This is a genomic window from Rosenbergiella australiborealis, from assembly GCF_018494035.1.
GTDB classification, from domain to species: Bacteria; Pseudomonadota; Gammaproteobacteria; order Enterobacterales; family Enterobacteriaceae; genus Rosenbergiella; species Rosenbergiella australiborealis.
Map to the genome: position 1 here is coordinate 1 of NZ_JABBFO010000018.1, position 14,896 is coordinate 14,896.

Annotated in this window: 12 protein-coding genes; 3 read left to right on the forward strand and 9 right to left on the reverse strand. The window is 46.1% G+C overall.

Annotated elements, in window-relative coordinates; all coding sequences use genetic code 11:
* Positions 1-282: 282 nt before the first annotated feature.
* Both purH and purD read left to right on the forward strand, forming a co-directional pair.
* Positions 283-1,872, forward strand: a complete 1,590-nt coding sequence (gene purH, locus HGT73_RS13715) for a bifunctional phosphoribosylaminoimidazolecarboxamide formyltransferase/IMP cyclohydrolase (protein ID WP_214215848.1) — start codon at positions 283-285, stop codon at positions 1,870-1,872.
* Between the two features lie 18 nt (positions 1,873-1,890).
* Entirely contained in the window at positions 1,891-3,171 is a 1,281-nt protein-coding gene (purD, locus tag HGT73_RS13720; protein WP_214215829.1) for a phosphoribosylamine--glycine ligase, read from the forward strand.
* Positions 3,172-3,207: 36 nt separating this feature from the next.
* On the opposite strand, the gene HGT73_RS13725 is transcribed toward purD, so the two are convergent.
* The 7 genes from HGT73_RS13725 to nudC form a co-directional block, all read right to left on the reverse strand.
* Positions 3,208-3,870: a DUF1481 domain-containing protein gene (locus HGT73_RS13725; RefSeq protein WP_214215830.1), complete on the reverse strand. Its 663-nt coding sequence runs from the start codon at positions 3,868-3,870 to the stop codon at positions 3,208-3,210.
* A gap of 93 nt (positions 3,871-3,963) precedes the next feature.
* Positions 3,964-4,236 carry a nucleoid-associated protein HU-alpha gene (gene hupA, locus HGT73_RS13730; protein ID WP_048911275.1) on the reverse strand — a complete coding sequence of 91 codons (273 nt, stop codon included), beginning with the start codon at positions 4,234-4,236 and terminating at the stop codon, positions 3,964-3,966.
* A gap of 174 nt (positions 4,237-4,410) precedes the next feature.
* Positions 4,411-5,007, reverse strand: coding sequence for a YjaG family protein (locus HGT73_RS13735; protein WP_214215831.1), 597 nt, complete (start codon positions 5,005-5,007; stop codon positions 4,411-4,413).
* A 62-nt stretch (positions 5,008-5,069) separates the two neighbouring features.
* Positions 5,070-5,738: a deoxyribonuclease V gene (nfi, locus tag HGT73_RS13740; protein ID WP_338111625.1), complete on the reverse strand. Its 669-nt coding sequence runs from the start codon at positions 5,736-5,738 to the stop codon at positions 5,070-5,072.
* 8 nt (positions 5,739-5,746) lie between these two features.
* Positions 5,747-6,811: a uroporphyrinogen decarboxylase gene (gene hemE, locus HGT73_RS13745; protein ID WP_214215833.1), complete on the reverse strand. Its 1,065-nt coding sequence runs from the start codon at positions 6,809-6,811 to the stop codon at positions 5,747-5,749.
* A 117-nt stretch (positions 6,812-6,928) separates the two neighbouring features.
* On the reverse strand, positions 6,929-7,447 hold the full coding sequence (locus HGT73_RS13750; protein ID WP_214215834.1) for a bactofilin family protein: 519 nt from the start codon (positions 7,445-7,447) through the stop codon (positions 6,929-6,931).
* A gap of 235 nt (positions 7,448-7,682) precedes the next feature.
* A complete protein-coding gene (gene nudC / locus HGT73_RS13755) occupies positions 7,683-8,453 on the reverse strand; it encodes an NAD(+) diphosphatase (RefSeq protein ID WP_241609598.1) in 771 nt (256 codons plus the stop codon).
* A gap of 79 nt (positions 8,454-8,532) precedes the next feature.
* On the opposite strand from nudC, the gene rsd reads away from it, so the two are divergent.
* Complete coding sequence (gene rsd / locus HGT73_RS13760; RefSeq protein WP_214215835.1) at positions 8,533-9,078, forward strand: sigma D regulator; 546 nt, start codon at positions 8,533-8,535, stop codon at positions 9,076-9,078.
* A 386-nt stretch (positions 9,079-9,464) separates the two neighbouring features.
* On the opposite strand, the gene HGT73_RS13765 is transcribed toward rsd, so the two are convergent.
* A complete protein-coding gene (locus tag HGT73_RS13765; protein WP_214215836.1) occupies positions 9,465-10,535 on the reverse strand; it encodes a DUF1176 domain-containing protein in 1,071 nt (356 codons plus the stop codon).
* 84 nt (positions 10,536-10,619) lie between these two features.
* On the reverse strand, positions 10,620-14,840 hold the full coding sequence (gene rpoC, locus HGT73_RS13770) for a DNA-directed RNA polymerase subunit beta' (protein WP_214215837.1): 4,221 nt from the start codon (positions 14,838-14,840) through the stop codon (positions 10,620-10,622).
* Between the last annotated feature and the right edge of the window lie 56 nt (positions 14,841-14,896).

Here is a 14,896-nt window from a genome sequence, read left to right on the forward strand (position 1 = left end):
TGTCACCGCGCTGCGTATCGTGCTTTGCCGTGTCAGTGGATGCGCATTATAGGGAGTTAAGAAAAAGGCGCAATACCTTTTTTAATAAAATCTGACTGACTGCTGCATTCCACAGCAAAAGCGAGGTTTATACGCTGTTATCCACAGATTTACTCACAAAGACTTAAAAAAATCATTTAAGGCGAGATCCACGCAAACGTTTTCGCTACAATATGGCCCTGTTAATTATAAAAGCGACGACGCTTTTATCTTTCCAAACTGCAACTCCAGAGGTTTACTTCTATTATGCAACATCGTCCTGTACGCCGTGCCTTACTTAGTGTCTCTGATAAAACAGGGATCGTCGACTTCGCGCGTGGCCTTTCTGAACATGGTATCGAACTGCTTTCAACTGGGGGTACAGCTCGTTTGCTCGCCGATGCAGGCTTACCGGTTACAGAGGTTTCAGACTATACCGGCTTTCCAGAAATGATGGATGGGCGAGTCAAAACGTTACATCCTAAGATTCACGGTGGCATTCTTGGACGTCGGGACAAAGACGATGAGGTAATGGCGGAACACCAGATCCTGCCTATCGATATGGTAGTGGTAAACCTCTATCCTTTTGCTAAAACAGTCGCTAATGAGAACTGTAGCTTAGAGGATGCGGTCGAAAACATTGATATTGGTGGGCCAACCATGGTTCGCTCAGCCGCGAAGAACCATAAAGATGTTGCCATTGTAGTAAATAGCACAGACTACTCCCCTCTACTGAAAGAACTGAGCGAAAACAATCAAAGTTTATCTCTGGAAACACGCTTCGACTTAGCTATCAAAGCCTTTGAACATACCGCTGCATACGATGGCATGATAGCTAACTATTTCGGACGTTTAGTGCCAGCCTACTATAGTGATGAAAAAGTACCATCAGGTCACTTTCCTCGTACACTGAATCTGAGCCTCATCAAAAAGCAAGATATGCGTTACGGTGAAAACAGCCACCAGCAAGCAGCCTTCTATATAGAAGAAACACTTTCAGAAGCCTCAGTCGCCACCGCTGTGCAACACCAAGGTAAAGCACTGTCTTATAATAATATTGCAGACACTGACGCTGCGCTCGAATGTGTTAAAGAATTTGAGCAACCTGCTTGTGTCATAGTTAAACACGCAAACCCTTGTGGTGTCGCAACCGCTAACGATCTCTTACAGGCTTATGATTGCGCCTACGCCACTGACCCGACCTCTGCCTTTGGTGGCATTATCGCTTTTAACCGTGAACTCGATGCGGCTACCGCACAAGCGATTATCAGTCGCCAATTTGTCGAAGTCATTATTGCCCCAAGTGCCAGTTCGGAAGCGCTAGCTATTACTGCTGCAAAACAGAACGTACGCGTCCTAACCTGCGGTGAATGGCAACAACGCCAAAATGGCTTCGATTTTAAACGCGTCAATGGCGGATTATTGGTGCAAGATCGTGATTTAGGTATGGTCTGCCAAGACGAATTAAAAGTCGTGACTAAACGCCAACCGACTGAAGAAGAATTACGCGATGCCCTCTTCTGTTGGAAGGTCGCAAAATTTGTGAAATCAAATGCTATTGTCTATGCGAAAAATAACCGTACGATCGGTATTGGTGCAGGACAAATGAGTCGTGTCTACTCGGCAAAAATTGCGGGAATCAAAGCGGCCGATGAAGGTTTAGAAGTTAGTGGGTCAGCAATGGCGTCAGATGCCTTCTTCCCATTCCGCGATGGAATTGATGCCGCTGCTGCTGTGGGTATACGCTGTGTTATCCAACCTGGTGGATCGATTCGTGATGATGAAGTAATTGCTGCCGCAGATGAACATGGTATTGCAATGATTTTTACTGGAATGCGGCATTTCCGCCACTAATGATGAGGGCAGTAAGTAATGAATATTCTAATTATCGGTAATGGTGGCCGTGAGCATGCTTTAGCTTGGAAGGCAGCTCAATCACCACACGCCACTCAAGTTTTTGTTGCGCCAGGGAATGCAGGAACTGCACTTGAAACGTCATTAGTCAATGTCGATATCGACGCTACTGATATTCCCGCGTTAGTGGCTTTTGCTCAAAAAGAAAATATTGGTTTGACCATTGTTGGGCCTGAGGCACCATTAGTTCAGGGTGTTGTCGATGCTTTTCAACGTGAAGGATTAATTATATTTGGTCCAACACAAGCTGCCGCACAGCTCGAAGGATCAAAAGCCTTTACCAAAGACTTCTTAGAACGTCATCAAATACCGACGGCTGACTATCAGAATTTTACCGAGATTGAACCCGCTTTAGCTTATTTACACGAGAAAGGTGCTCCTATCGTCATTAAAGCCGATGGTCTAGCTGCGGGAAAAGGCGTTATTGTGGCAATGACGCTTGAAGAAGCCGAATCTGCAGTAAAAGATATGTTGGCGGGCAATGCTTTTGGTGATGCTGGTCATCGTATCGTTATTGAAGAGTTCCTTGAGGGTGAGGAAGCCAGTTTTATCGTGATGGTTGATGGTGAACATGTTTTGCCAATGGCCACCAGCCAAGACCATAAACGTGTAGGGAATGGTGATACCGGACCGAACACTGGAGGGATGGGCGCTTACTCACCCGCTCCCGTCGTGACAGATGAAATCCATCAGCGTGTAATGGATCAAATTATCTGGCCAACAGTGAAAGGTATGGCTGAAGAAGGAAATAGTTATACGGGTTTCCTTTATGCCGGACTAATGATCGATGCGACTGGACAGCCAAAAGTAATCGAATTTAATTGCCGTTTTGGTGATCCTGAAACACAGCCAATCATGATGCGGCTACAATCCGATCTTGTCGAACTATGCTTAGCAGGCAGTACTGGTCGTCTCGACCAGGTGAACTCTGTGTGGGATGAACGCCCAGCACTCGGGGTTGTCATCGCCGCTGGCGGTTATCCAGAAGCCTATCGCAAGGGTGATGTAATCAACGGTCTTGCGCAAAGCGAATCGACAGAATCTAAAGTTTTCCACGCAGGAACCGAGTTATCCGCTGGTGAAGTCAAAACAAATGGAGGGCGAGTGCTCTGCGCCACCGCACTGGGTGCAAACATTGCCGAGGCACAAACACTTGCTTATCAACTCGCCAGCCAAATCCATTGGGATGGCAGCTTCTATCGTGATGATATTGGCTACCGAGCTATAGCCCGCATATAACTATAAATGGATAGAGGCTAGTTCGACGACTAGCCTCTATTGCGTTTGAGGGCTCAACTTCTGTTGACACACGTCGTGGGAAGTCATCAATAATAACTGCTGGCCTTCTGGCGCATCAATCCATGCGACATAGACAGGCCCCTTACGCGACATATCAATCAAACGCTGACTTTCTCTGCTATCAAAATAAAACTGTTCCGGTGTTCCCTCGCAATTCTCAACTTGTTGTGCAGAGAGCCAATGACCTTGATGCAAAACGACCCCCCCACTCAGTAAATCTCGACTCATCTCTAACTCGCGCTGAGCCTCAAATTTAGCTAGCTCCAGTTCATTGACTGATAATGGCTGACGTGATGTAGCAAATTTTTGCTGCATGAAAGAAGTGGTTCCATCTATTCGGCTAAATCGTGCAGAAAAGCTGTTCTCTGGTCCTTGTAAAGACGTTTTAGTAATACTGACCAAATGTTCTTGGTCCCAGTGATAAATTGTCTCAGTTTCACTTGAGCCATCAAACGGCGTAAAAAGACTTTGCAGTGTCGTGTATCCCGACGAGGACGTATGTTGCCAAATTCTTACCACGCCGCGGTCGGCTAAATAACCGGTACTGTAGGTCTTTGGTTTTTTTTGAAATGAGGCACAGCTACAGAGTGAACAGAGAAGTAAGGAAAGTAAGAGTGTCCGATAAGAGAGCAAGCGCATAGCTATCTCTATGATGAATACGGTTAATAAGACAGGCCGATCAAGAAGGGGAAAGTTCCCCTTCCGATCAAACTTATCACTGCTAAGAGGTGATTACTTCACCGCATCTTTCAGTGCTTTGCCAGAAACAAATGCAGGAACATTTGCCGCCGCAATTTTGATCTCTTTACCCGTTTGTGGGTTGCGACCAGTACGCTCTGCACGGTGATTAACCTTGAAAGTACCGAAACCTACTAGCTGAACTGCATCACCTTCTTTTAGAGACTCAGTGATCGCAGAAAGAGTCGATTCCAGTGCAGTTTTCGCCTGGGCTTTAGACAGATCGGCTTTCTCGGCGATCGCATCAATCAGTTGAGTCTTATTCATAAGTTATCCTTAAAGTGTATTATCGCTTGCCAGTCACGAGAGCAGAAAGAATCGATAAACTCTTTTCTACCACCGCGTTCTGATAGCCTCAAGATTAGCCCCTCAAATGTAGACTAGACAGGGGGCGATTGTGAAGCCTTCAATATAGGTTTATTAGCTTTGATACCAAATTTCTCAACTTTTTTTCTCAAAAAGCACACCAATATTACTTATTCCGTCTTCGCGTAAGTCTTGACGGAGCCCTTTGATTAATTCTAAGTCCCGTTCTTCACAGTCAGCTAATAAGCGAAAGATCTCCCATTGAGCATCCCACTCGTCGATAACTGCAACGTTTTCTTTTAGTTCATCATCCGTCAGTTCACGACCGCATTGGGTCATTTCAAGCATCGCGACCGTAGTCACAGAAGTTTCACTCACCGCAATGGCATGCTCAAGCGTTTCACCACTTAAACGAGAATGCACCAGTTCACTTAATGCTACACAAGCATCAATCGCAGGATAAACGCCATAAAAGTCGAAGTCGTCACCTGAAGGAATAGCTTCTTCAAATTTTTCTAATTGATTATCGAAGTTTATTTTTGCGTCTTTGACCAGTAGGGTTTCCCATACAAGATCCAGGATCCGCCGATAAAGTTGTGCATCAGCAAAATGACTATTTTGGCAAAAAACTTGATAGTTAGGGTACATACGCTCACATAGACAGGCCATAAAAGTGACATGCTGCCAGCTTTCAAGTTTAGCTAAGCGTAAATGTATTGGATTACGTAACATGCAGGCTACTCATTAAAAAATTGCTACGCATAGTGTATCGCAAAATTAGATGTTGAGCAGTGTTATTGTTGAGCTAACCATCGCTCAAAGCTCGGGCGATGGGAAGCAACTGCGTCCGCCCAGCGAGTAGGTTCCGGAAGGCGATAACCACGCAGGCATTGCTGTGTCCAGATTAATGCTGAAGCAGTGCTAATCTTATGTCCCACTGAAACAAAAAGTGGATTACAGCGGACTTTACTTCGCAGAACAGCCCCTATTACTTGTCCTTGATAGCATAAATCAACGACTGAACCGGCTTCTGGGGCCAATTTTGTATATTGACCACAAAGCCGACTTTTGGCGACACCAATTGTCGGCACATCAGCGAACAGTCCAAAATGACTAGCCACCCCCAATCCACGAGGATGGGCAATCCCTTGTCCATCGATAAAGAGTAAATCTGGCTTAATAGTAAGCATATGCCATACCGCCTCTAACGCGGGGCACTCTCTAAATGAAAGGTAACCTGGGATATAAGGTAGGGTGACCGGTACCCGTGCTACTTGGTACTCCAGCAGCTTGAGTTCAGGCCATGTCACGATCACCATAGCTGCGCGAGCTATCGTACCTTGTGCTTCAAAACCAACATCTCCCCCGGCAATATACCGTGGGGAGAGCGTTTTATCGGTATCGTGTTGAATAATCTTTGTTGCATATTGCTGCTGTAGGGTATTCAACCGTACAAGATCAATACTCATCGTTAGCGATGGTAAGGCTCAGATAAACGATGGACAGACTCAACAAAGACACCCGCATTTTCTGGTGGGACGTCAAGATGTATGCCATGACCGAGGTTAAATACATGCCCGCTTCCTTGGCCATATTGCGCGAGGATGGTCTGTACTTCCGCTTCGATACGTGCTGGTTGAGCATAAAGAATAGAAGGATCCATATTTCCTTGTAACGCCACACGATGCCCGACGCGTTGACGAGCTTCATCAATACGTGTAGTCCAATCCAGTCCAATTGCATCACACCCTGTATCAGCGATTTGCTCCAACCACTGACCACCACCTTTAGTAAAGAGTGTTACAGGGACGCGACGGCCTTCATTTTCATGAATTAAACCATCAACAATCTTATGCATATAATGTAAGGAGAATTCTAGATAATCTCTCCCTGTTAATACGCCCCCCCAAGTATCAAATATCATGACCGATTGTGCGCCTGCTTTGATCTGGGCGTTCAGGTAGCTGGTAACGCTTTCTGCTAATTTATCAAGCATCAGATGTAGGGTTGCTGGTTCGGCATACATCATTTTTTTAACTTTGGTAAACGCTTTACTGCCACCGCCTTCAACCATATAAGTCGCTAATGTCCAAGGGCTACCTGAAAAGCCAATTAATGGCACTTCACCATCTAGGTTTTTACGAATAGTTCGTACAGCATTCATCACGTAACCCAACTCCTGTTCAGGATCGGGAATAGGCAATTTTTTGACATCAGCAATACTTTGGATAGGTGAGCTAAAACGAGGTCCTTCCCCTGCCTCAAAATAGAGACCAAGGCCCATTGCGTCTGGGATAGTTAAAATATCAGAGAAAAGAATTGCAGCATCTAAAGGGAAACGACGTAACGGTTGTAACGTGACTTCACAAGCAAGTTCAGCGTTTTTACACAGTGACATAAAATCCCCGGCTTCAGCACGGGTCGCTTTATACTCTGGTAAATACCGTCCCGCTTGGCGCATCATCCAAACAGGCGTGACATCTGTAGGTTGGCGTAGTAATGCACGTAAATAGCGATCGTTTTTTAATTCATTCATTTTCTAGGCTCTCTTTTGTCTCAGCCTAGTGTAACAGTTATTTAAAAAAATCGTGGGCACTGCGAAGTAAATTATTTCATTGGCGGTATTCATACCGCCATAATTTGTGCTCGAGGGCTAAAGACTTTCAATGTTACTCGGCTCTGTTTCGCTGACGACAGCCGGCGCAATTACTGCTATCTCTTTATCACTATTGATCCGTGGATTGGTAGATTTGTCAGTAATATGTTGTGAATTACCATTAAAGATTCCACCGCATTCAATCGATAACTCACTGGCATGAATATCACCATCAAGACGACCTTGCGATAAAATTTTGACACTGACCGCTTGGCACCGACCTTTCAAGTAGCCATTAATCGTAATTTTCTCAGCGGTTAAGGTTCCTTGAACATTTCCTTCTTGCCCAATACGAATAGAACGACTGCTATGAATATCGCCGACCACGCTCCCCTCAACGAGAACATCTGATTCATTACTGATTTCACCGGTTAAAACCGTTCCTTTAGCGATTAACGTCTCTTTGATAGAACGTTCCCCTTTTGCACCCTGCAGTTCAGTCGTGGGAACACGCTCTTCACTCTTTTTATTTTTTAAAGGAGGAAGTACATCCATTGTCTTCTTAACTTTAAACATAAATACTCTTTTTATCCGATAACGAAAATATATTGCTACTCCACTGCATATAGCTATCCATACCGTAGAAAGCAGCACCCAGTTGACAAGAGAGAAGTATGGAGAAAGATAGGCGAGCAGTAAGCTCCCCCATATTCCCCATACCGCCCATAGAAGAGTGAATTGATCAGTACGCATGGGGTATAGGTAATACCGTATATCCACGGTAAGAATATTGTGTAAGATCAGCTTTAATTCAGTCTTGGCGACAAAGCGCGACAGTATCCTCGATTAGACGTCTTGCAATCGTGCCAATCTCTGGAATTTTCGGTAACTGCGAGACATTAAACCATGCAGCATTTTTTAGCTCTGCAGGATCAATAATAATTTCTCCTCCCGCGTATTCTGCAGTAAAGGCACACATCAACGAATGCGGGAATGGCCAAGGTTGCGAGGCAACATAGTGAAGATTTTTAATCGAAAGCCCACTTTCTTCCATGACTTCGCGATGAACGCACTCTTCAAGTGTCTCCCCTGCTTCCACAAAACCGGCTAGCACTGTAAAAATCGGTTGCTTATGGCGGTGATGCTGCGCCAATAAAATACTGTCACCTTTACGAATAGCAACGATGATACAAGGTGCAATTTGCGGGTAATAGCGTTCACCGCAACCTTCACACAGGCAAGCAAACTCTTTATCAGAGTGGTGCATTTGCGTACCACAATATCCACACCAACGATGAGAGCGATAAAATTCGGCTAATTGTACTCCCCTCCCCGCAAGCTGAAAGAGTAATCTATCTGTCGCCAATAGTCGTCGAACGCTTTCCATATTCATGGACGGTTCATGGCACAGTAGCCAACAGGGTTTGCCCTGATATTCGCCTATTTGCCGGGCATGTTTTCCTTCAAGACCAAGTCCACTGGCCGTTCCATAAGGTAACTCACCATCAGGTAACCAGAGTTTTCGGCCATTACTGACGACCCACCAGCCTTCATGCTCCACTACTGTCGTATTCTGAACCACAAGATACCCCTTAAAAGTCGGGTGATTTAAAGAATATAGTCTACGCTTAGTTAATTAACCTTATTCGGAGCAGCCTACCATGCTGACTAAACTAGCCAATTTAAGCGAAAAAATTACGGTAAGTCATCCGATGATTGATCAGTGGCTTGCCAGCCGCCGTCAGTTATTGGTCGCTTATTATCAATTAGTCGGACTGACGCCCCAAAAAAACAGTAGCGAGACTTGTGATGAAGTTGCGTTAGATACTTTCTGCCAGCGCTTAGTGGATTATCTCTCGTCTGGCCATTTTAAACATTACCAGCAAATCGAGATGCTGCTCGCTTCACAAGCGCAACAACGCCTTCTTGCGCTGCTTTATCCCCAGTTAGAGGAAAGTACCCACACTCTGCTCGCACTCTATGACACCTATCTGGAACCGGCAATTGCCAATGGTGAAATTCCTGAATTACGTAACGTTATTTCAGAAGTGGGGATGCACCTTGAATCGCTCTTTGATCTCGAAGATCAAATGCTGCTCTCCACCGAACTGGTCGGCTCACAAGAATCGCCCTCATCGGTCAATTCTGCATCACGCCTCAATAATCGACCAGATAATGCGTTGTCTGCCGATGCATTAGACAGTTAATACCCACCATTTATATCATCCTGAATAAGGTTACGCTGCGTTGGGAGGGGCTTCTCATCCAACGCTTTCCTCGATGATTAAAGTGCCCTATAGGGGTATACACTTTTGTTCGGGTGTTATGCCAAAGCAGAGCGGGTAAGTCATTACGAAGGGAACACAGAAATGAATAGTTGGACGCAATGTCCAACTATTTCTAAATAACAGGTAATCCTGCCTGATGGTGTTAATGACACGCCTACCATTATCATTCACGACGTTACGACCCTTTATTCGTTCTCGTAGAAAACACTTTCACTATAGCCAACATAAGGATCAAGGATAATTCGTAGATATCATGACCTAACTTAATATCCTTACACCAATGACAATCACAGAAAAACCACTGCTCACTCTGTTTCTTTAAAACCTGGCGTTAACCATACTGATGGCCAATTACCTGGTTCACCCCCATCGCATGTAGGCTGATTGTGATAACTCATGAGCTCAAAGATTTTGCCATTAAACCGCCATATTGCGCTCTCACCACAGTCGGCAAGGCCACGGCCTCTGGCTACGTGAAATAAAAGACCTCGTTGCGGATCATAGTGCGGGTCAGTAAACCAACTGATCGACTGTAGATCACCTTGTCTATTTTTGAGAGGAATGGGTAAGTCGAGCATTTTGGCACGTTCTGGATGGTTTCTGGGAACGATAAAGAGTATTGATGAGGACTGATAAGCCCCTGTTACACAGTTAATCATTACCAATGCATGCTGACTATCGAGCGGTTTTACACTGCTTTTTTGTAACGTTTCATCTTCCGGCGTACACTCCTGATCATCTAAGAGATCGGCTTGTGAACTCATAACCGTTTCAATCAAATGATTGGGATCTTTGATCGGGATAGGTTTCGGCTGAACAGCAAAACGATGCTCAATTGCATAACGATGCGGAACATCATTCGCACTCCCTTCTCCCAGAACAATCAGTGCAGTACGGTTATGTAACCGCCCTTGACGCTCATCGATAAAGTTAAGCGCTCCCATAAGCCCTGCTAGAGAGGTTCCTTCATCTGTATCATCAGAAAGAGAAAGTGTCGTCGCATTCGTCAATAACTGCAAAAAGGCTTGTATTTGTACTAAAGAGTTTGATGAATAACCTGCTGCATCATGGTGTTTATCGGCATTATGAGCGGCAAGTGTTGTTTGCCAGCGATTGCCATCGACCCAGATACCCTCAGGGGTATCACTATCATAACCCGCCATATCCAAGGAAATGGCACCTTTGGGCCCAGCTTGATAGGTTAAGATAATACGAATGTCATCATCCGGATTCGCATTGCGGACATCACAATCATTGAGATTATTACAGGTAACTTGCCATTGCTGAAATAGCCGTTGTACCGGTTCTGAGGCAATACTGAGAGAACTGAAAAACATCCCTGCGAGCAGTGGTAATACTTTCCATCGCGTCTTCATTTCAGGATCCTTAACAGGGACATAGATTATAGGAATAACATAAAAAAACCCTGCCTAAGCAGGGTTTTCGACTAAAACAACAACTTACTCGTCTGAACCGCCCAGACCTGCATTCAGCAGCTCTGCTAGGCTCGCGGAAGCTTCATCTGCAGTCACTTGCGGTGCTACAGGTGTTTCACCTTGCTGGCGACGACGCATACGCTCTTGATGGTATGCATAACCGGTACCGGCTGGGATTAAGCGTCCAACGATAACGTTCTCTTTCAGGCCACGTAATTCATCACGCTTACCGGCCACCGCTGCTTCAGTTAACACGCGCGTCGTTTCTTGGAACGATGCTGCAGAGATAAATGACTCAGTTGCCAGTGACGCTTTGGTAATCCCTAATAGATCGCGATGGAATGTTGCAGCAACTTTACCATTCGCTTCCAGTTCGCGGTTAGCGATCAGGATACGTGAAACTTCTGCTTGCTCACCTTCTAAGAAATCGGTGCTGCCCGCAGAGGCAATCGTTGCCTTACGTAACATCTGACGAACGATAACTTCGATATGCTTATCGTTAATCTTAACGCCTTGTAAACGGTAAACTTCCTGTACTTCGTTAGTGATATAACGAGTTACCGCGTGTACGCCACGTAGACGTAAGATATCGTGTGGTGACTCTGGGCCATCCGACACAACATCACCGCGTTCAACACGCTCACCTTCAAAGACGTTCAGCTGACGCCACTTAGGAATCATCTCTTCGTACGGATCGCTACCATCAACTGGTGTAATCACTAAACGACGCTTACCTTTGGTTTCTTTACCGAAGGAGATGATACCGCTGATTTCTGCCAGAATCGCCGGTTCTTTCGGACGACGGGCTTCAAACAGGTCGGCAACACGTGGCAGACCACCGGTGATATCTTTAGTACCGCCAGATTCCTGAGGAACACGCGCTACAGTATCACCTGAACTGATTTGTACACCATCTTCGAGCTGGACAATTGCATTGCCTGGCAGGAAGTATTGTGCTGGCATATCAGTACCTGGCAGCATGACATCGTCGCCTTTCGCATCAACAACTTTGATGGCTGGACGGAGATCTTTACCACCAGAGGTACGATCTGCAGTATCCATGACCACCAGCGAAGAGAGACCCGTCAGTTCGTCAGTTTGACGCGTGATGGTCTGGCCATCATTCATGTCAACAAAACGTACAAAACCGTTTACTTCGGTGATAACTGGCATTGTGTGCGGATCCCAGTTTGCAACGGTATCGCCCGCTTCAACCTGCTCGCCATCACCTTTCGCCATGACCGCACCGTAAGGAACTTTATAGCTCTCTTTAGTACGACCAAATTCGTCGATCATCTTCAGTTCGGTATTACGTGAAGTAACAACCAGTTTACCGGCTGAGTTGGTTACCGACTTCGCATTGCTTAGACGGATAGTCCCTTTATTCTTCACTTGGATGCTTGATTCAGCCGCCGCACGAGATGCCGCACCACCGATGTGGAACGTACGCATCGTCAGCTGTGTACCAGGCTCACCGATTGATTGTGCCGCAATAACCCCGATGGCTTCACCTTTATTGATGATATGCCCGCGTGCAAGGTCACGACCGTAACAGTTCGCACACACACCGAAGTCAGTCGCACAACTTACTACTGAACGAACCTTGATACTATCAACCGAGTTCTCTTCCAATACGTCACAGATGTGCTCATCCATTAATGTATTACGTGGAACAAGAATATCAGCGGTACCCGGCTTCAATACATCTTCTGCAGTCACACGACCCAATACGCGCTCACGTAATGGCTCTTTAACGTCGCCACCCTCGATAACCGGGGTCATCATGATGCCTTCGTGAGTACCACAATCGTCTTCCGTAACCACCAAGTCTTGTGCTACGTCAACTAAACGACGTGTCAAGTAACCGGAGTTAGCCGTTTTCAGTGCGGTATCCGCAAGACCTTTACGAGCACCGTGGGTTGAGATGAAGTACTGAAGTACGTTCAGACCTTCACGGAAGTTCGCCGTAATAGGTGTCTCGATGATTGAACCATCTGGTTTCGCCATCAGACCACGCATACCTGCCAGCTGACGGATCTGCGCAGCAGAACCACGCGCACCAGAGTCGGCCATCATATAAATGCTGTTGAAGGAAACTTGTTGCTCTTCTTCACCATGACGGTTAATCACGGTTTCAGTTTGCAGATTTTCCATCATCGCTTTGGAGACACGCTCGTTAGCCGCAGCCCAAATATCGATCACTTTGTTGTAGCGCTCACCCGCAGTAACCAGACCCGATTGGAACTGTTCTTGGATTTCTGCAACTTCCGCTTCAGCTTCTGCGATAATCTCAGTTTTCGCAGCTGGGATCACCATATCATCGATACCTACTGACGCGCCTGAACGTGCCGCGTAAGCAAAACCGGTGTACATGGTTTGGTCAGCAAAGATAACCGTTGGTTTTAACCCTAAGATACGGTAACAAGTATTCAGCATCTTAGAGATGGCTTTCTTACCTAACGCTTGGTTAACGATTGAGTAAGGCAGACCTTTAGGAACGATCATCCACAGAATTGCACGACCAATGGTGGTATCCACAATGCTCGTGCTTGGGATGTATTCACCTTCTTCGGTCTTGGTATATTCTGTAATACGGACTTTAACGCGTGCATGTAACTCTGCCAGACCTGCGCGATAAACACGCTCAGCTTCTTTAGGTCCAGTCAGAACCATGCCTTCGCCTTTTCCGTTCACGCGGTCACGGGTCATGTAATAAAGACCCAATACGACGTCTTGAGACGGAACGATAATCGGCTCACCGTTCGCTGGTGACAAGATGTTGTTGGTCGACATCATCAGGGCACGAGCTTCTAGCTGTGCTTCGAGCGTTAACGGCACGTGAACAGCCATTTGGTCACCATCGAAGTCGGCGTTATACGCCGCACAGACCAGCGGGTGAAGCTGAATCGCTTTACCTTCGATCAGGACAGGTTCAAAGGCTTGAATACCTAGACGGTGAAGCGTTGGTGCACGGTTAAGTAGCACTGGGTGCTCACGGATAACTTCATCCAGGATATCCCAAACAACCGCTTCTTCACGCTCAACCATTTTCTTCGCAGCTTTAATGGTTGTCGCAAGACCGCGTAATTCTAATTTTCCGTAGATAAATGGTTTGAATAATTCCAACGCCATTTTCTTCGGTAGACCACATTGGTGCAGGTGCAGGTATGGACCTACAGTGATTACTGAACGTCCAGAATAGTCAACACGCTTACCTAACAGGTTCTGACGGAAACGACCTTGCTTACCTTTGATCATGTCGGCAAGTGATTTCAGAGGACGTTTATTCGATCCAGTGATAGCACGTCCACGACGACCGTTATCCAGTAATGCATCAACCGCTTCTTGTAACATACGCTTTTCGTTACGTACGATGATATCTGGCGCAGCCAGATCCAACAGACGCTTCAAACGGTTGTTACGGTTGATCACACGACGGTAGAGATCGTTCAGATCGGAAGTCGCAAAGCGCCCACCGTCCAGTGGTACCAAAGGACGAAGATCCGGTGGCAATACTGGCAGCACTGTTAAGATCATCCACTCTGGTTTATTTCCAGATTGAACGAAAGCTTCAAGTAGCTTGATGCGCTTAGTTAGCTTCTTACGCTTGGTTTCTGAATTGGTTTCATTCAGTTCTTCACGCAGTTGCTCGCACTCTTGCTCAAGATCCATGTTTTTCAACAGGGCTTGAACGGCTTCTGCACCCATCTTCGCGTCGAATTCGTCACCAAACTCTTCTAACGCATCAAGATACTGCTCTTCAGTCAGGATCTGGCGCTTCTCAAGATTGGTCATACCGCCTTCGATCACAACATAAGATTCAAAGTACAGTACACGTTCGATATCACGTAGAGGCATATCCAATAATAAACCGATACGCGATGGCAGTGATTTCAAGAACCAGATGTGTGCGGTAGGCGTAGCCAGCTCAATATGACCCATACGTTCACGACGTACTTTAGTCTGAGTAACTTCGACACCACATTTTTCACAGATCACACCACGGTGTTTAAGGCGCTTATACTTACCGCATAAGCACTCATAATCTTTTACCGGTCCAAAGATACGTGCACAGAAAAGACCGTCACGCTCTGGTTTAAAGGTACGATAGTTAATCGTTTCTGGCTTTTTAACTTCACCGAAAGACCAGGAACGGATCATATCTGGCGAGGCCAGGGCGATCTTGATCGCATCAAACTCTTCGGTTTTAGTTTGCGCTTTTAAAAACTTAAGTAAGTCTTTCACGGATTAGCTCCCGTCGGAGTGAGACTTCTCAGGAGAGCGGCCCGCAGCCAGCTCTC

Coding starts and splice junctions, on each gene's coding strand:
- purD (WP_214215829.1), top strand. CDS start 1,891: ATGAATATTCTAATTATCGGTAATGGTGGCCGTGAGCATGCTTTAGCT.
- HGT73_RS13750 (WP_214215834.1), bottom strand. CDS start 7,447: ATGTTTAAAGTTAAGAAGACAATGGATGTACTTCCTCCTTTAAAAAAT.
- rsd (WP_214215835.1), top strand. CDS start 8,533: ATGCTGACTAAACTAGCCAATTTAAGCGAAAAAATTACGGTAAGTCAT.
- hupA (WP_048911275.1), bottom strand. CDS start 4,236: ATGAATAAGACTCAACTGATTGATGCGATCGCCGAGAAAGCCGATCTG.
- HGT73_RS13725 (WP_214215830.1), bottom strand. CDS start 3,870: ATGCGCTTGCTCTCTTATCGGACACTCTTACTTTCCTTACTTCTCTGT.
- hemE (WP_214215833.1), bottom strand. CDS start 6,811: ATGAATGAATTAAAAAACGATCGCTATTTACGTGCATTACTACGCCAA.
- HGT73_RS13765 (WP_214215836.1), bottom strand. CDS start 10,535: ATGAAGACGCGATGGAAAGTATTACCACTGCTCGCAGGGATGTTTTTC.
- HGT73_RS13735 (WP_214215831.1), bottom strand. CDS start 5,007: ATGTTACGTAATCCAATACATTTACGCTTAGCTAAACTTGAAAGCTGG.